12 protein-coding genes are annotated in these 17,137 nt (G+C 55.6%); 9 read left to right on the plus strand and 3 right to left on the minus strand.

Annotated elements, in window-relative coordinates:
• Positions 1 to 37: 37 nt before the first annotated feature.
• Entirely contained in the window at positions 38 to 499 is a 462-nt protein-coding gene (locus KO486_RS02325; RefSeq protein WP_216035610.1) for an NUDIX hydrolase, read from the minus strand.
• Positions 500 to 581: 82 nt separating this feature from the next.
• Here KO486_RS02325 and modA point away from each other — a divergent pair, with 82 nt between their 5' ends.
• The 3 genes from modA to modC are packed head-to-tail and all read left to right on the plus strand — an operon-like array spanning position 582 to position 3,066.
• Positions 582 to 1,337, plus strand: coding sequence for a molybdate ABC transporter substrate-binding protein (modA, locus tag KO486_RS02330; RefSeq protein WP_216035611.1), 756 nt, complete (start codon positions 582 to 584; stop codon positions 1,335 to 1,337).
• Positions 1,334 to 2,029, plus strand: a complete 696-nt coding sequence (gene modB, locus KO486_RS02335; RefSeq protein WP_216035612.1) for a molybdate ABC transporter permease subunit — start codon at positions 1,334 to 1,336, stop codon at positions 2,027 to 2,029. The genes modA and modB overlap by 4 nt, the downstream gene beginning before the upstream one ends.
• Entirely contained in the window at positions 2,029 to 3,066 is a 1,038-nt protein-coding gene (gene modC / locus KO486_RS02340; RefSeq protein WP_216035613.1) for a molybdenum ABC transporter ATP-binding protein, read from the plus strand. Before modB ends, modC begins: the two co-directional genes overlap by 1 nt.
• Here the strand turns inward: modC and KO486_RS02345 are convergent.
• Positions 3,063 to 4,067 (minus strand): P1 family peptidase, encoded by a 1,005-nt coding sequence (locus tag KO486_RS02345; RefSeq protein WP_216035614.1) that lies wholly within the window; start codon positions 4,065 to 4,067, stop codon positions 3,063 to 3,065. The two genes, modC and KO486_RS02345, sit on opposite strands and share 4 nt — an antisense overlap.
• On the opposite strand from KO486_RS02345, the gene KO486_RS16505 reads away from it, so the two are divergent.
• From KO486_RS16505 to panC, 3 genes are read left to right on the plus strand one after another with little or no spacing between them, the layout of a single operon-like run.
• A complete protein-coding gene (locus KO486_RS16505; RefSeq protein ID WP_289847952.1) occupies positions 4,066 to 4,194 on the plus strand; it encodes a hypothetical protein in 129 nt (42 codons plus the stop codon). The two genes, KO486_RS02345 and KO486_RS16505, sit on opposite strands and share 2 nt — an antisense overlap.
• Before the next feature lie 22 nt (positions 4,195 to 4,216).
• Complete coding sequence (gene panB, locus KO486_RS02350; RefSeq protein WP_216035615.1) at positions 4,217 to 5,044, plus strand: 3-methyl-2-oxobutanoate hydroxymethyltransferase; 828 nt, start codon at positions 4,217 to 4,219, stop codon at positions 5,042 to 5,044.
• Complete coding sequence (gene panC / locus KO486_RS02355) at positions 5,041 to 5,883, plus strand: pantoate--beta-alanine ligase (RefSeq protein WP_216035616.1); 843 nt, start codon at positions 5,041 to 5,043, stop codon at positions 5,881 to 5,883. The genes panB and panC overlap by 4 nt, the downstream gene beginning before the upstream one ends.
• Positions 5,884 to 6,009: 126 nt before the next feature.
• On the opposite strand, the gene KO486_RS02360 is transcribed toward panC, so the two are convergent.
• Positions 6,010 to 7,290 carry an acetylornithine deacetylase/succinyl-diaminopimelate desuccinylase family protein gene (locus tag KO486_RS02360; RefSeq protein ID WP_216035617.1) on the minus strand — a complete coding sequence of 427 codons (1,281 nt, stop codon included), beginning with the start codon at positions 7,288 to 7,290 and terminating at the stop codon, positions 6,010 to 6,012.
• Positions 7,291 to 8,020: 730 nt separating this feature from the next.
• On the opposite strand from KO486_RS02360, the gene KO486_RS02365 reads away from it, so the two are divergent.
• From KO486_RS02365 to KO486_RS02375, 3 genes are all read left to right on the plus strand, one after another.
• Positions 8,021 to 13,981, plus strand: a complete 5,961-nt coding sequence (locus KO486_RS02365; RefSeq protein WP_216035618.1) for a cadherin-like domain-containing protein — start codon at positions 8,021 to 8,023, stop codon at positions 13,979 to 13,981.
• Between the two features lie 288 nt (positions 13,982 to 14,269).
• Positions 14,270 to 15,436, plus strand: coding sequence for a Hint domain-containing protein (locus KO486_RS02370; RefSeq protein ID WP_216035619.1), 1,167 nt, complete (start codon positions 14,270 to 14,272; stop codon positions 15,434 to 15,436).
• A gap of 123 nt (positions 15,437 to 15,559) precedes the next feature.
• On the plus strand, positions 15,560 to 16,651 hold the full coding sequence (locus KO486_RS02375; protein WP_216035620.1) for a Hint domain-containing protein: 1,092 nt from the start codon (positions 15,560 to 15,562) through the stop codon (positions 16,649 to 16,651).
• Positions 16,652 to 17,137 lie beyond the last annotated feature (486 nt).

The following is a 17,137-nucleotide window of genomic DNA, read 5'->3' on the forward strand; positions in this document are numbered from 1 at the left end:
TATAGACATAGGACGGCAAACGGGACGCGGCAACGGCCTAAGCGGTTTTTGGTCTGAAATTCAAGATGATCGCAGAGAGTTCAGCATCATCAACAAGGGCCGCGGCTTTCTTGCGAGGCAGCCATTTTCGCGTGCGTTCCTTGCGCTCGGGCCACGTTTTTAAAACCTTTTTCACCTTCAGCGGATAGACGACTGCAAGGCAGGGCAGCTCATCTTTGGAAAAGGTTTTGGAGTAGCTGAAAACGCCTGCTGGCCGCACATGGACTTTGCCACGCACACCTGCTTCCTCAAAGGCTTCGGTTGCGGCGGCATCCATAGGGGTTTCACCGTTCATCGGCCAGCCTTTGGGCACGATCCAGCGTTTCGTTCGGCGCGACGTTACCAAGCAAATCTGCACTTTACCGTCTCTGATCCGATAACACAGCGCTGCGAACTGCGTGCGCAATTCGGTCTTGGCGCCTTTGCCTAGCTCAATTTCCTGTTGCTGAATTTCGCTCATGCCTGTCGTTCCGGCTGTTGCCCTTCGTGCGCGTTGGTGTGCACTATTCGTCGAAGGCTTATCCTACGGAATAGTAATAGAAATGCAACGAAGCACCGGATGGAATACGACAAGATTTGGCTGTGCCGTGGCACTGTCGGTGTTTCTTGTGTCACCAGTGGCGGCCGATGATGTGACAGTCTTCGCCGCGGCGAGCTTGCGTGACGCGATTTCTGGCATTGCAGAAACATATGAGGCTGAAACGGGCGACACCGTCACATTGGTGTTTGCTGCGTCGTCGACCCTTGCGCGGCAAGTGGTTCAGGGTGCGCCTGCGGATGTAGTTTTGTTGGCCGATGCGGATTGGGCTGATTGGTTGGTAGATGAGGGTGGGGTGGAACAGGTTGCCGCGTTTGCGGGCAATAGCCTTGTGATGGTTGCGCTGGATGGTGTCCCGATTGATGATTCCAACAGCATTCCTGACCATCTTTCTGATGGTTACATTGCAATGGCGCAGGTCGATGCTGTTCCCGCTGGGCGCTATGGTAAGGCGGCACTGGTTTCCCTTGGCCTGTGGGAAACATTGGAACCGCGCATTGTTCAGGCCAACAACGTCCGTGCTGCATTACGGTTCGTGACAAGCGGCGAGGCGGCTTTCGGCATAGGCTATGCGAGCGACCTTGTGGCGATCCCTGATCTGCGAAAAGTGTACGGGTTTGCCGAAGAAACCCATCCCCCCATCGTTTTTTCTGGTGGATATGTTACGGATCTGGGCGCGCCGTTTTTCGAGTATGTTCGAGGCGATGCGGGCCAAGAGATTTTATCTGAATGGGGTTTTACACCGGTGACTGATCAATGAATGAACTCCTCGGACCTGCTGAGTGGGCGGCCCTGTGGCTGTCGCTCAAGGTCGCGTTTTGGGCCACGTTGTGCAGTTTGCCGATTGGTTTTGGCGTGGCATACGCCTTGGCGCGGGGGCGCTTCTTTGGTCGCCAAGCGTTGAATGTTTTGGTGCATCTGCCGCTTGTGATGCCGCCCGTTGTGACAGGCTATCTTTTGTTGCTTGGGTTTGGGCGCACAGGCCCCTTGGGGGAACTATTTGAAAACCTGTTTGGTTTGGTCTTTGCATTCCGCTGGACGGGGGCCGCCTTGGCCGCCGCGATCATGGGGTTCCCATTGATGGTGCGTGCCATCCGTTTGTCGTTAGAAGCAGTCGATTCCGGTCTGGAAGAAGCTGCAAGCACACTGGGCGCATCGCGCCTGAAGGTGCTGCGCACAGTGACATTGCCGCTCGCGTGGCCGGGGATCTTGGCGGGGGCGGTGCTTGGCTTTGCCAAAGGAATGGGCGAATTCGGAGCGACGGTCACGTTCGTATCCAACATACCAGGGCAGACCCAGACGTTAGCCCTGTCGATAGATACTTTGCTGGATGTTCCGGGCGGTGAACCCCTTGCGCTGCGGTTGGCGGTCGTGTCGATCCTCATTGCGGCAGTCGCATTGATCATAAGCGAAGTCCTCGCGCAGCGGGTCACAAAGGCGAGGGCGCGCTGATGTTGTCAGTCGATATAGCCAAAACATTCGATGGCTTTTCCTTGGATGTGGCCTTTGATGCACCTGCAGGGATCACGGCGATTTTCGGACCGTCAGGATCTGGCAAAACGAGCGTCATTCGAGCGGTCGCGGGGCTTTTGCCTTGTGAACGAGCACAGGTAACTTTGTCCGGCGTTGATCTAACCCACTTAAGACCTTGCATGAGGAAGGTTGGGTACGTCTTTCAAGACGCACGACTTTTTCCGCATATGACTGTGTTAAAAAACCTGCGTTACGGTGGGTCCCATGACGAAGACGCCGTCATTGCCGTGCTTGGCCTTGAAGCCTTGTTAGACCGCTCCCCCGCGACACTTTCGGGCGGCGAACGTCAGCGCGTAGCACTTGGCCGTGCCCTTATGTCGGCACCGGAACTCTTGTTGATGGACGAACCACTGTCCGCCCTTGATGCCCCACGAAAGGCCGAAGTGCTTCCCTATATAGAAGCGCTGCGCGATCAGACGTCGATCCCGATCCTATACGTCAGTCACGACATGGGAGAGGTCGCACGGCTCGCACGTAATATCGTTGTGCTCAATAAAGGTCAGGTGGTTTTGTCGGGCGACATGGAAGATGTGCTGTCTGATCCAGCCGCTGTGCCGTTTCTTGGTGTGCGCGATGCGGGTGCGGTTTTGACTGGGCGTGTCGTTGGCCATGCGGATGATGGCCTCACGAAAATCGAAACCGGCGCGGGGGCTGTTTGGGTGCCCGGCGCTGTCGGCCGTGCGGGCGGGACCGTGCGCGTTCGCGTTCCTGCGCAAGATATCATTCTGTCTCGCATGCAGCCCGAAGGGTTGAGCGCGTTGAATGTTCTGCCGGTTACGATTGCCGCGCTTGAACGGGGCGGCGGGCCGGGTGTCGCAGTGGCGTTGCAAGCAGGCAATTCACGACTTTTGGCGCGGGTCACGAAGCGGTCTTGCGACAGTATGGCACTGCAAACAGGTGACCGCATTTTTGCGATCCTAAAGGCGACGGCGATTGCCTCAACGGATGTTGGTTAACGGTACGTCGGGATGAGGTCGCCCTCGGCAGGGGTTGCCTCATAGATGGCGCGCGCAATCGCTCTGCTAAGACATGTTGCTCCGGCAGCTCCGATTGCGGCGAAGGTTGAAACGTCGACGGGCGGGTCATCATTGGTGGACACGCCAAACACCAAATCGCCATCAAGCGGCGTATGCGACGGCACAATCGCGCGCGCCATCCCGTCATGTGCCATGACCGCCAGCCGGTGACACTGAACTTTGCTGAGCGGGGCATCCGTTGCGACAATCGCGATGGTGGTATTGGCGCCGCGCGTCGCGTGCAGCCCCATTGCTTGCTCTTTCAGGCTTGGGTCGGGGCTTGTGTAACCAGCGGCAGGATCGGGGCCGAGGCCACCGAACTCATTATCCATTTCAAAGGGGGCCGCCCAGAAATGGCGGTCCCCTGATGTTGTGACGCTGCCCAGTGAATTCACCACGACCAACGCGCCAACCGTGGTGCCGTCTGGCAAAACAACCGAGGCCGACCCGAGCCCGCCCATTTGGCGTGCTGCCATCGCGCCTGTGCCTGCGCCATGACTGCCGAGTGTGAAGTCCTCACCCGCAGTATCAAGTGCAGCTCTCCCAAAGGCAGCGTAAGGGTTCACATCCCAGTCTTTGTCGCCGCCGTTTATCAGGTCGAACACAATAGCACCGGGAACGATAGGAACGGTCACATCGCCGACAGCAAAGCCGCGCCCTTTGTCGCGTAACCCAGCCGCCACGCCGCTGCAGGCATCCAGACCAAAAGCCGACCCGCCAGAAAGAACCAAGGCATCAACCTGTTGCACGGTTTTGTCAGGCGCAAGAAGGTCTGTCTCGCGCGTGCCGGGTGCGCCGCCCATGACATGCACCGACGCGGTAAATGGCGAATCCGCGACCAAAACGGTGCTGCCGGATTTCAGTTGATGGTCTTGCGCATTGCCCACCCGTAGGCCAGCGACATCAGTGATCAGGTTTCGAGGTCCGGGTGCATAGGTCATGGCTTTGCCGTTTGCTGTGGTGACTGATGCAACTGTGCAATGGAACGCCGCCAATCGCCAGATGCCGTGGCGGCGAAATTATCTTTCGCGGTGGAAAGGCCTGCGTGTGGCTGATACGACGTCTTAAAGAGAGACGACGGAGACTTGATATGAGTGCTACAGCCAAGAAACGCGCGCCGATGGCGGATGATATCCGCGCAGCCAAAGGGGGCACTCCGCTGGTCAGCTTAACCGCCTATACGACGCCCATGGCGGAAATGATGGATGAGCATTGCGATTTCGTCTTGGTCGGCGACAGTGTTGGCATGGTGCTTCATGGTCTGCCATCGACGCTGGGCGTGACGATGGAAATGATGATCATGCACGGGAAAGCCGTGTTCCGCGGTCTAAAGTCAGCGATGATGGTCATCGACATGCCGTTTGGCAGCTATGAAGAAAGCCCCGAACAAGCCTTTGCAAATGCCGCGACACTGATGGCCGAAACAGGCGCGGGCGCTGTAAAGCTGGAAGGCGGCGTTGCCATGGCTGAAACGATTGCGTTTCTTGTGGCGCGTGGGATTCCGGTGATGGCGCATGTGGGGCTGACGCCTCAGTCGATCAACACGTTGGGCGGATATAAGGTGCAAGGGCGCGGCGATGCGCGGTCTGTGCTGATGGATGATGCACAGGCTGTGACGGATGCAGGGGCTTTTGCTGTGGTGCTTGAAAAGGTGCCGGCTGGGCTGGCCGACGAAGTGACCGCGCAAATCGCAATTCCGACTATCGGTATCGGGGCCAGCGCTGGATGTGACGGTCAGATCTTGGTGGTCGATGATATGTTGGGCCTGTTTACGGCGTTTAAGGCGAAGTTCGTAAAACGCTATGCGCATCTTGGCGACGACGGCGAAGCAGCCATCGCTGCCTATGCGGCAGACGTGCGTTCGCGTAGTTTCCCAGCGCAAGAACACACCTTTGCTGACGAGGTCCCAAGCAAATGACTGCTCCTATAGTTAGGACGCTCGCCGACCTTCGCCAAATGACGGCAGGGTGGCGCAAAGCGGGCGACGTGATCGGCGTTGTGCCGACCATGGGCGCGCTGCATCAGGGACATTTGTCGCTGGTACGCGCGGCAAAGGATCATTGTGACCGCGTGATCGTTACGATTTTTGTGAACCCCAAACAGTTCAACAATCCCGAAGATTTGGAAAATTACCCGCGCACCGAACATGATGATGCCAAGAAACTAACGTCTTTTGAGGTTGATGCGATTTATGTTCCTGACGCGGATCAGATATATCCAGACGGTTTTGCGACAAACGTATCGGTCAGCGGGCTGACGGATATGTTGTGCGGTGCTGCGCGGCCCGGGCATTTTGATGGCGTGGCAACTGTGGTGAGCAAATTGTTTCTACAAACCCAAGCAGACAAAGCGTTCTTTGGCGAGAAAGATTACCAGCAGCTTCAGGTCGTTACACGGCTCGCGGCTGATCTGGATATCCCTATTGAAGTGGTTGGTTGTCCGACGATCCGAGAAGAAGACGGGCTGGCGATGTCATCGCGCAACCTGTTGTTGTCGGACCGCAGCCGTATCAAAGCACCGCTTCTGGCTGAGGTTATGGACGATGTCTCAGCGTCGCTTAACGACGGCAAGACGATGTCAGAGATTGTTCCTGACGCAACGGCGCGCCTTTTGGCGGCTGGGTTCAATGAGGTGGACTACCTTGAACTGCGCGATGGGGCGGACCTGTCCTTGCTGGACAGCATGAAGCCGGATGCGCGCCTATTTGCGGCGGCATGGCTGGCCGGTGTGCGGTTGATTGATAATATCGCTGTGTGACGCCGGACGTCGCTGTTTGAGCCTGACAGGCTCAAATGCGCCTCCCCTGTGCTCCGCCCGCTCAGACCTTGATCTATCCACGGATAGATCATCGCTGCGCGAACCGGTCTGCCCCCCACCGTCCCATTAGGGTTTCAAGATCTCCACGAGGCTGCGTGCCATGACTTCGACGCTGTCCATCATGTCATCCACGCCAATATATTCGTCAGGCTTATGCGCCAATTCGAGGATGCCGGGGCCGTAGGCAACGCAGTTCTTGAGCTTCCCGATCCGGTCGATGTGTTTTTGATCATAGGTGCCGGGGGAGGCGACGAACTGCGCGGGTGTGCCCAGCACCTTTTCGATTTGGGCGGCGAGGGTCGTGGCAATCGGCGCATCACGGTCTGTCATCGAGGGAAGCACATGGTTGAGTTCTGTCAGTTTATACTCGAACTTCGAGCGGCTGGATTTGAGACCGTTCAAGATATCTGTCACTTCGGCGCGGACTTGGTCTAGCGGTTCTTCATCAAGAAAGCGTCGGTCAATGACGATACGGCAGGAATCCGGCACGCAATGGGCGGGCAGCCCTGTGAAATCATCAGCTTGTTCGTTTTGGCCGCCATGAATGGAATTGATGTTCATGGTAGATTGGCGAGCGCCTTCTGGCACGACGGGCATGTCTGTGTAACGTGTGGCCATGGCGGGAAACAGGTCTGTTTCGAATTTTTCCAACACGGCTCCCATATGGCGCACCGCACAATCGCCTAGGAAGGGCATTGAGCCATGGGCGATTTCACCAAAGGTTTCTATTTCAGCCCACCACCCGCCACGGTGCCCAAGGCAAACACGGTCTTTGTTCAGCGGTTCGGGAATTATAACGTGTTGTACACGAGACGGGGAAAAGTACCCCTTTTCAGCGAGGTAGGCGACGCCGCCATAGCCACCGGACTCCTCATCCGCTGTGCCAGAGATTTCAATTGCTCCGGAAAAATCGGGGAATTCTTCGATAAAGGCTTCAGCGGCAATAATAGAGGCCGCAAGTCCGCCTTTCATATCGCAGGCGCCACGCCCGTAAATCTTGCCATCGATAAGGGCCCCACCAAACGGGTCTTGAGTCCAACCATTCCCGACTTCGACCACATCTGTGTGACTGTTGAAATGAATGCAGTCCCCTGTGCGGGTTCCTTCGCGCCGCGCGATGATATTCCAACGGGGATATTTATCGCTGTCACCGGGGGTGCCGTGAGCACGCACTAATTCCGTCGTGAACCCAGACTTTGTTAATCGCTGATCCAGATAGTCACAGATGTCGCGGTAGTTTTCGCCGGGTGGATTCAGTGTCGGAATACGGATCATGTCTTGCGTCAGAGCAATGAGATCGTCGCGTTTTCCGGCGATACGGGACAGGAGAGGCTCAAGTTTGGTCATTGCGCGACTATCCGTCCACTTAGCCAAACCCGCAAGGGTGCTGGTAACATGACCTTGTCGGAAATTCCTTAGGGTGGAGCCCTGAAGGGGGTGAAAAACCTTGGGTTGTAATCCTTTTTCGACAAATTTTGGGATTGTCGCGATTTTGGCAACAAATGGGGGGCTGTATTGGAATTATTACATAATTGTGAACAGCGAAATGTGGGGTAATAGAGAAAAGTGCGTCCAAAAGTGAGCGAAACGCATTGTTTTTCCCCGTAAAGTTAACTGTTCGCTAAAGGATGCCGATTTAAGTCTTATTGCTCAAATTAGCCACAAATTGGGCAAATATGGTCTAAATGGCGCGGTATTGCTTCGGTTTTAGATACGGTGCGTTTCCATAACGTTACGCTATTTGCCCCCGTTTCTTTACCCGCACGTCAATACCTGTCCAAAAGGGCACCCTGTTTCTGACACTTTTCGCTTTTTCTGCCCCATTTCTGCCTGTATCGAGAAAGGGTCCTACTGGGGGACATGCCGGCTAACTGGGGTTGCCGGATCAAGATTTAGGTCTTGGTGAATAAGTGGTGTCTGCGGAAACGGGTCTATCCCTTTTTTTGTGCGGATGAGAGTGTGATCGCTTTTGCGGTCAGTGTGTTTGTTGGTTTGTGGCCGGAAAACCCCATCCTGCAGATACGCGTCATAAAGGAACGGCCGGTTGGCTGTTTCGAAGGGTAAGATAGGAACGACGATGTCTGATTATACAATTGACTGGTCCAACACAGATGTGGACGGCAACAACACAATCAATGGTCCGGACGGCACTATTGGTGTGAGCATTGCAACACCTCAAAATAGCGACGGCGATCAATGGTTTGTTGAAAACGGTATGCTGAAGAACTGGGACGTCTGCAAAGACAGCTCAGCAGACATTACATTCTCCGAAGAAGTCACTGACGTGAAATTCACGCTTCTTGATGTTGATGCTCTCGATGAGATCACAATCATGACCAAGGACGCGGACGGTAACCCTGTCGAAGTTCAATTCGAAGCGACTGGCGTTCACTCCGTCAATGGCAACTCTGTCACTGGTACTCAGACCAACGCACCTGGCCCGGGCGCGGACAATAACGAACAAGACATCGAAATTTGCATCCCAGGACCACTCACTTCCTTCTGGATTGTTTTGGACGATGGTCCAGAGCGTAATTATTCCGGCACAGTTGCCGTGAGCGACATCACATTCAACGTTGCTGAGAACGAAGATGGTTATGTTGACGGCACGTCTGGCGATGATCAGATCATCGTAGGCCAATACGAAGACGAAGATGGCGACGAGATCGACGATAGCGATGCTCTCCTTCCTGGCGAAGCAGCGCAGGACGACATCGTTCTTGCGGGCGGTGGCAATGACCTTGTCATGGCGAATGACGGCGACGACGAAGTCTATGGCGGTTCCGGCCATGACACGCTTTGCGGTCAGGACGGTGACGATGTTCTTTACGGCGAAAGCGGTAACGACATCCTCGAAGGCATGAACGACAACGACGTAATGTTCGGCGGTTCCGGCTCTGACACCATCTACGGCGACGCAGGCGATGATATCGCAACTGGCGGCACTGGTGGCGACAAAATCTACGGCGGTTCCGGCGACGATTTGTTGTCCGGCGCAAAAGGCAATGATGTAATCAATGCAGGTTCCGATGATGATGTCGTTTACGGCGGCGGCGGGTCTGACAGCATCCTTGGTGGTGCTGGCAATGACACTCTTATCGGTGGCAACATGTCATTCGATGGCACGCAGGACTTTAACGAGCTGTCCGCTGGTGATTTGGTCGAAGGTCAGTACATTGGCGAAGGCGTTTCCATCACGTCCGGTGATCCAAAGAACCCAGTCATGGTGTTCGACACTGCAAACCCAACGGGCGGCGACAACGACCTTGCAACAAACAACCTTGGAAATGTTCTGATCTTGTCCGAGGACCGCGACGCATCCGATCCGGATGACGAAGCACACGGCGGCACATTCAACATCACGTTCGAAGCGCCCGCTACAGTAACATCCATCACGCTTCTCGACATCGAAGAAGCCGCTTGGGTTAAGTATTACGACGTCAACGGCAACCTTCTTCAGCAGGTTGATGTTGTTACGGGCAACAACGGCCAAGAGACGATCACAACTGACCTGTCAAACGTTGGGTCTATCGAAGTTATCCTTGCGGGTTCCGGTGCGATCGACAACCTGACGTATTCCATCAACCCAGACGACTGCGACACAGCGGACGTGATTTCTGGTGGCGACGGCAATGATTACATAGAAGGCAACGCCGGCAACGACGTTCTGTCCGGTGATGATGGCTGGGACGACATCTATGGCGGCGAAGGCGATGACAAAATCTACGGTGGCGCAGGCGGCCGTGATGATTTGTTCGGCGGCGCTGGCGACGATGAAATTTACGGTGGTACGGGCGTTGACGTTGTCCACGGTGGCGAAGGCAATGATTATGCCGAAACTGGCGATGACCACGACGAAGCCTTCATGGGCGACGGCGACGACACCGTTCTTGGTGGCGGCGGTGCTGACTGGCTCTACGGTGAGGACGGCAACGATGAGCTAATCGGCGAAGATGGCGACGATATGCTGTTCGGCGGTGCTGGTGACGACGTCCTGAACGGCGGCGAAGGCGCTGACATGCTTAAGGGCGGTGACGGCGACGATCTGTTGATCGCAGACGCAGACGACACGGTTGTCGACGGCGGCGCTGGCGGCACAGACTTTGATACGTTGGACCTGACAGGCCAAGGCCCTTACTACCTCGACAATGTCGTGGAAGACAGCAATGGCAATGGCATCGACGGTACAGTTGTCTTCGTAGACGCAGACGGTAACCCGACGGGCGAAACTCTGGCGTTCACTGAGATCGAAGAAGTGATCGGCGATGAAGTGAACCGCGGGCCAGACGCTGTAAACGATGCAGCAGAAGTTGACGAAGACGGTTCTGTCGACATCGACGTTCTGGGCAATGACTCTGATCCGGACGGCGACGATCTAACAGTAACCGATGCGACATCCCCGAATGGCACAGTCACCATCAACCCAGATGGCACGCTGACATTCGAACCAGATGAAAACTTTAACGGTGAAACAACAATCACGTATACCATCGACGACGGCAACGGCGGCACAGACACAGCGACTGTTACAGTCACAGTGAACCCTGTGAACGATGGCCCGATTGCAGCAGACGATGCCGCCGAAACAGATGAGGACACACCCGTCGTCATCGACGTGCTGAACAACGACAACGATCCAGACGGCGACGACCTGACGGTGACGGATGCAACGTCCCCAGATGGTGACGTGACCATCAACCCTGACGGCACACTGACCTTCACACCTGCGGATGACTTCAACGGTGAGACAACGATTACGTACACCATCGACGACGGCAATGGCGGTACAGACACCGCAACTGTCACCGTCACCGTGAACGCAGTGAACGACGGACCAGACGCAGTTGATGCTGCAGACACAACTGACGAAGACACACCTGTCACAGTTGATCTGTTGGCCAACGATAGCGATCCAGAAGGCGATGACCTTGAAGTTATCTCTGCAACGCTGGTTTCCGGCGAAGGCGAGATTGTCGACAACGGTGACGGCACTGTCACCTTTACTCCAGCTGACAACTGGAACGGCGAAGCTGTGATCGAATACACGATCAGCGACGGCAACGGCGGTGAAGACACAGCGCAGCACACGATCACAGTGACACCTGTGAACGACGCTCCTGAGGCTGTTGATGATGCTGACGGCACGGACGAAGACACAGCGATCACAGTTGATCTTCTGGCCAACGACTTTGACGTGGACGGCGACGACCTGACCGTGACATCTGCAACGGTTCCGGCCAATCAGGGCACATTGGTCGACAACGGCGACGGCACTGTCACCTTCACACCAGCTGCGGACTTTAACGGTGAGGCGACAATCTCCTACACCATCGAAGATGAAGAAGGTCTGACGGACAGTGCAGTTCACACAGTTACTGTAAACGCAGTTAACGATGGTCCAGACGCAGTTGATGCTGCAGACACAACGGACGAAGACACACCTGTCACAGTTGATCTGTTGGCCAACGATAGCGATCCAGAAGGCGACGACCTTGAAGTGATCTCCGCAACGCTGATTTCTGGCGAAGGCGAGATTGTCGACAACGGTGACGGCACTGTCACCTTTACTCCAGCTGACAACTGGAACGGCGAAGCTGTGATCGAATACACGATCAGCGACGGCAACGGCGGTGAAGACACAGCACAGCACACGATCACTGTAACACCAGTGAACGACGCTCCTGAGGCTGTCGACGATGCAGACGTCACCGACTTCAACACGGCTGTAACTGTTGACCTGCTGGACAACGACTTCGACGTGGACGGCGACGACCTGACGGTGACATCTGCTACGGTTCCGGCCGAGCAGGGCACGCTGGTCGACAATGGAAACGGCACAGTCACATTCACGCCTGCAACGGGCTTCATCGGTGAAGCGACAATCTCCTATACCATCGAAGACGAAGAAGGTCTGACAGACAGCGCAGTTCACACGATCACGGTAGAAGCTGGCATTCTTGACGGCACTGTTGAGGGTACAGACGGCGACGATCTGATCGACGGCGACTACTTGGGTGACCCAGAGGGTGATCTGGTCGACAACGACGATGCGCTTATTCCAGGCCACGCGCCGAACGACGATTTGATCGAAGCCTACGGCGGCAACGACGTGGTTTATTCCGGCGAAGGCGACGACACTGTTTACGGTGGCGAAGGCAACGACATGGTCTTTAGTGGCGCTGGCAACGACACGCTTTACGGTGAAGCCGGTGACGACAAACTCGAAGGGTCCGGCGGCGACGACGAACTCTACGGTGGGTCTGGCAATGATGACCTCTGGGCTGGTGCCAATAACGACACCGTCGAGGGCGGCGCTGGCAACGACAGCATCGACGGCGGCGGCGGCGACGACATTTTGAGCGGCGGCACTGGCAACGATACGATCGATGGCGGCAACAACGCCGACATGCTCTTCGGTGGTGCTGGTGATGACGTTCTCGATGGCGGATCTGACGACGATAAGATCGAAGGCGGGTCCGGCGATGACACGATCATCGGTGGGATTGGCGACGACGATCTGTGGGGCGCATCCGGTGATGACTCTGTAGATGGCGGCCGCGGTGACGATACAATCAGCACAGCTGAAGGAAACGACATCGTAGAAGGTGGCGACGGCAACGACATCATCGACACATCCAACGATCAGGTGCCTTTGCCAGATCTTAGCTTTGGCGATATCATCCCAGCGGATGGCGACTACCCAGGAAGCTCGCCAACTGACGATCTGGACACTGTGTACGGTGGTGCCGGCAACGACACGATCACCACAGGCGATGATGCCGATTACATCGAAGGTGGCGAAGGCCATGATGTTATCGACGGCGGTATCGACGCTGATGAGATCTATGGCGACGAAGGTAACGACACCATCATCGGTGGCGAAGGTTCCGACGAGATCTATGGCGGCGACGGTAACGACACTGTCTATGCTGGTATAGCACCTGGAACTGACCTCTATGGTTTCCCTGAGCAGATCGACGATGATCTTGGCGATCCAGAGCCCGACAATGGCGACGATCTCGTTTACGGCGGTGCTGGCAACGACACGATCTTTGGTGCTGACGACAGCGACGTTCTTTACGGTGACGCAGGCGACGATGTTATCGACGGCGAAATCGACGATGACACACTGTTCGGCGGCGAAGGTAACGACACGCTTGACGGTGGTGCCAACGACGATGTCATCGAAGGTGGTGACGGCAACGATGAAATCACGGGTGGCACTGGTGTAGACGATCTGTCCGGTGGGCAGGGGTCTGACCTCTTCCTTGGCGGTAACGGCGGTGACGTTGTTGTTGGCGGCGAAGACGCTGATGGTAGCGATGTCGACGTTCTCGACCTGACAGGGTCTGACGTGGACTTCATCACTTACGTTGATGGCGACCCTGAGGCTGGTGAAGTGACCTTCCTTGACGGTTCCACAATGACCTTCAGCGAAATCGAAAACGTCGTGCCTTGCTTCACACCAGGGACAACGATCGCCACACCAAAAGGCGAACGTCTGGTCGAAGAGCTTCGTGAAGGTGATCGCATCATCACACGTGACAACGGCATCCAAGAGATCCGTTGGGTTGGCCGCAAAGAGATGTCCGGTAAGGCGCTTGTCGCTAACCCGCACCTCAAGCCAATCTTGGTACGTGCTGGTTCCCTCGGGAACGGCCTGCCAGAGCGTGACATGCTGGTGTCTCCAAATCACCGGATGCTGGTCGCATCAGACAAAACACAGCTCTACTTCGAAGAGCGTGAAGTTCTGGCCGCAGCCAAGCACCTCGTTGGGTCTGAAGGCATCCATGCTGTTGATGTGATGGGCACTGCCTACATTCACTTCATGTTCGACCGCCACGAAGTGGTTCTGAGCAACGGTGCATGGACAGAAAGCTTCCAGCCAGGTGATCACTCTCTCAAGGGTATCGGCAACAGCCAGCGCAACGAAATTCTTGAGCTCTTCCCCGAGCTTCAGGAAAAGCAGGGTCTGGAAGGATACCAGTCTGCACGTCGCTCGCTGAAAAAGCACGAAGCTAAGCTTTTGGTTAAGTGAACTAATATGCAGCTGCACTCGGGCGAATATTTGCCCGAGTGAAGAAGAACGAGCCGGAGTGTGGTTTCACACTTCGGCTCTTTTTTGTGCAGTCTTCGTCTTTGAATAGTTCAAACGGTTCCCAGCCAAAGACAATACAACCAAAGGCAAGCAATTGTTTCGTGGTCGAAGGTTCGGTGACTAGATTGCCGGATTTCCCCTAAAAGCCGTATTCAAAACAGTTATATTTGGTTTCAGAAGCTTCAGATTTGTAGATCTGAAGCGCTGCTCTTCAAAAAGGGTCCGATTATGGCCACCATTACTGGAACATCAAACGGAGACACGCTTGTTGGCGGGTCCGAAGACGACGTAATCTCTGGCCTGAACAGTCAAGATAGCCTGTCAGGTGAGGGCGGTAATGATACGCTCTACGGTGGGGACGGGAACGACACCATTGAAGGCGGCGATGGCGACGATTCAATCGAAGGTGGGACCGGTCAGGACATTCTCTACGGTGGCGACGGCAACGATGCCATTTTGGATGATGAAGGGACGCAGAACCTCGGTCAGGATACGGTCTATGGCGGGGCCGGCGATGACACGATCACGCTCAGTGGGAACGGCGACATTGCCTATGGCGGAATTGGTGGCGACGTATTCAACGTCCAGACGTTAACGAATTTTAACAACGTAACGATTGATGGCGGCGAAGACTCCGACGATGGCGACACTGATGTCCTCAATCTCGCGGCGTTGTATCTGGAATACCCAGACCTGGAGATTATCTACGAAAGCCAAAGTGCGGACGGAGAAGACGGCCGCATTCTGGTCAAGACCGCGCCGAACGGGAACGAGCTTGGCCGGATCACCTATACAAACATCGAAAGCATCATCTGTTTCACCGCAGGAACGGTGATTGCCACACCGCACGGCGAACGCGCTGTGGAAACGCTTCGTGAAGGCGATAAGGTCTTTACCCGCGATAATGGCATTCAGGAATTGCGCTGGGCCGGTCGACGTGACCTCGGCCAAGTCGACTTGGCCATTTCGCCAGACCTGCAACCGGTCATGGTGCGCGCTGGGTCGTTGGGGGATGGCCTGCCGGAGCGTGATCTGATGCTGTCACCCAACCACCGCCTTTTGATGACGGGTCAACAAGAAGCCCTGTATTTTGAAGAAACCGAAGTCTTGTCCGCCGCCAAGCATTTGATTGGCATGCCGGGTATTGAACGGGTTCACGCCGCTGAAGTGTCCTACCTTCACCTGCTATTTGATCGCCACGAAGTGATCTTGTCCAACGGCGCTTGGAGCGAAAGTTTTCAGCCGAGCGATCACTCATTGAATGGCGTTGAAGATTCGCAGCGCCACGAAATCTTTGCCTTGTTCCCTGAGTTGGACCGATCCGGTGCACCAGTAGAATGGGCCGCGGCCCGAAAAGTTCTGAAGAAACACGAAGCCAAACTGTTGGTCGGGTAAGATCATCGCGGGGGGGCGCCGTAGGTGGGTAACTGAGGGGTAAGTTTCCCCGTAATACTGCCAGCGCGCGTACCTATCTAATGAATAAGCCCAAACCAACGCCGACTAACTCCTGGGGGATTTATGCCAACATCATTTGAAGTTCTTTATCTCGGTAATCTTGATCTCATTGATACCCAAGAAGGGGATCAATTGGTCGACACGACTGCTGTGAACAGTTGGTTGGGAACCTATGGTTCTGCGGCTAACCCGTTGGCTTCGACTGACAACGTTATGGATTGGGTCGCAGACGATTTTTCAGGCGGCCAATCCACGAACTATGACCTCGACAATAGCAATTCTTCGGACACGTTTACGGTTGATGGCGTGCAGCAGACCTATGACGCCGCAATGGTGTTCAACGCACAGATTACCTATTTTGACGGAACGACCGCGACGATCACGGCTGTGGTGGCGCAGGCTGAGAACGGCGACACCTATCTTATGCCCGAGTTTTCGGCCAATGCTGACCAAGCGGCGATTGAAGCGCAGCCGATACAGTCTTTGGAGCTGATCTCCCCGATTTACGGAAGTAACAACACGGGGCAGGCGTTTAACCTCGTTGCGGATCGCCAAGCAGCAGATCTTGTCCCGTGCTTTTCATTGGGAACACGTATCGCCACGAACAACGGCGAAAAGAGGGTCGAGGAGATTAAAGCTGGCGATCTTGTCCTGACCCGAGATAGCGGCCTTCAAGAGGTCCGCTGGGTCGGGCGTCGCGATGTGACCGCCATTGAGATGAAGATGACACCGGAATGGACGCCGATCTCTGTGTCTGCGGGGGCGCTGGGTCCAAACATGCCTGAAACGGATATGACCGTATCTCCAAACCACCGCATCCTTCTGACGGGCGAACGCGCTGCGTTGCTGTTTGGTGAAAACGAAGTGTTGGCGGCCGCCAAGCACCTTTTGGCCATGGAGGGTGTCAGCCAAGCGCACAACGCCGAAGTGAGCTACTTTCACCTCCTGTTCGACCGCCACGAAGTGGTTCTAAGCAACGGTGCATGGACAGAAAGCTTCCAACCAGGGGATTATACCCTCAAGGGGATCGGCAACAGCCAGCGCAACGAAATCTTCGAGCTCTTCCCTGAGCTTCAAGACGAGCAAGGGCTGGAAGGATACCAGTCCGCACGGCGCGCCCTTAAAATGCACGAAGCAAAGCTTTTGGTGGGATAACTGGGGATCGCCGCATCCGCCGCGATTGGAGTGGCGTATACATTTGGGCCGTTCAGCAGAGATGCCGTGCGGCCCTTTTCGTTGCTTACGGACTGTTATCACACACGAGCGCCCGGAGAGGCGCCACATGCCCAATGGCGCCTTGAAGATCGGCGTTTGAGGAGGGGCAGGGCCCTGCAAACCGACGCACGAATCCGAGTCGGAGCCAAACCGAGTCGCTAAATCGCTCAGTAGACCTGTTACGTTTCAATGGAATCGAGAAAAACCACGGCCAGCCGCCAAAAGTGGGGGCAAAGAGGGGGCTTTCACAGGGTTTAGACGATCAGGTATTGAGGGTGGGGCCATAAAAATAAGGCTCCAAAAGAAACTTCATCATTACATGCGCTTTTCTCTAAAAAAGGGGTTGCGGGTTTTGTTCACTGACCGTAGAACCCCCTTCATCAGCAACGCAGCAAGCGGCGCTGGGCGCGGAACGGACCGAAGCGG

Source organism: Octadecabacter sp. B2R22, assembly GCF_018861045.1.
GTDB lineage: Bacteria > Pseudomonadota > Alphaproteobacteria > Rhodobacterales > Rhodobacteraceae > Octadecabacter.

What these genes read in the sequence shown, in the direction of transcription:
- panC (WP_216035616.1), top strand. Translation starts at nt 5,041, where the DNA reads ATGACTGCTCCTATAGTTAGGACGCTCGCCGACCTTCGCCAAATGACG.
- KO486_RS16505 (WP_289847952.1), top strand. Translation starts at nt 4,066, where the DNA reads ATGGCTTTGCCGTTTGCTGTGGTGACTGATGCAACTGTGCAATGGAAC.
- KO486_RS02360 (WP_216035617.1), bottom strand. Translation starts at nt 7,290, where the DNA reads ATGACCAAACTTGAGCCTCTCCTGTCCCGTATCGCCGGAAAACGCGAC.
- modB (WP_216035612.1), top strand. Translation starts at nt 1,334, where the DNA reads ATGAATGAACTCCTCGGACCTGCTGAGTGGGCGGCCCTGTGGCTGTCG.
- modC (WP_216035613.1), top strand. Translation starts at nt 2,029, where the DNA reads ATGTTGTCAGTCGATATAGCCAAAACATTCGATGGCTTTTCCTTGGAT.
- modA (WP_216035611.1), top strand. Translation starts at nt 582, where the DNA reads ATGCAACGAAGCACCGGATGGAATACGACAAGATTTGGCTGTGCCGTG.
- KO486_RS02345 (WP_216035614.1), bottom strand. Translation starts at nt 4,067, where the DNA reads ATGACCTATGCACCCGGACCTCGAAACCTGATCACTGATGTCGCTGGC.
- KO486_RS02325 (WP_216035610.1), bottom strand. Translation starts at nt 499, where the DNA reads ATGAGCGAAATTCAGCAACAGGAAATTGAGCTAGGCAAAGGCGCCAAG.
- panB (WP_216035615.1), top strand. Translation starts at nt 4,217, where the DNA reads ATGAGTGCTACAGCCAAGAAACGCGCGCCGATGGCGGATGATATCCGC.
- KO486_RS02365 (WP_216035618.1), top strand. Translation starts at nt 8,021, where the DNA reads ATGTCTGATTATACAATTGACTGGTCCAACACAGATGTGGACGGCAAC.
- KO486_RS02375 (WP_216035620.1), top strand. Translation starts at nt 15,560, where the DNA reads ATGCCAACATCATTTGAAGTTCTTTATCTCGGTAATCTTGATCTCATT.
- KO486_RS02370 (WP_216035619.1), top strand. Translation starts at nt 14,270, where the DNA reads ATGGCCACCATTACTGGAACATCAAACGGAGACACGCTTGTTGGCGGG.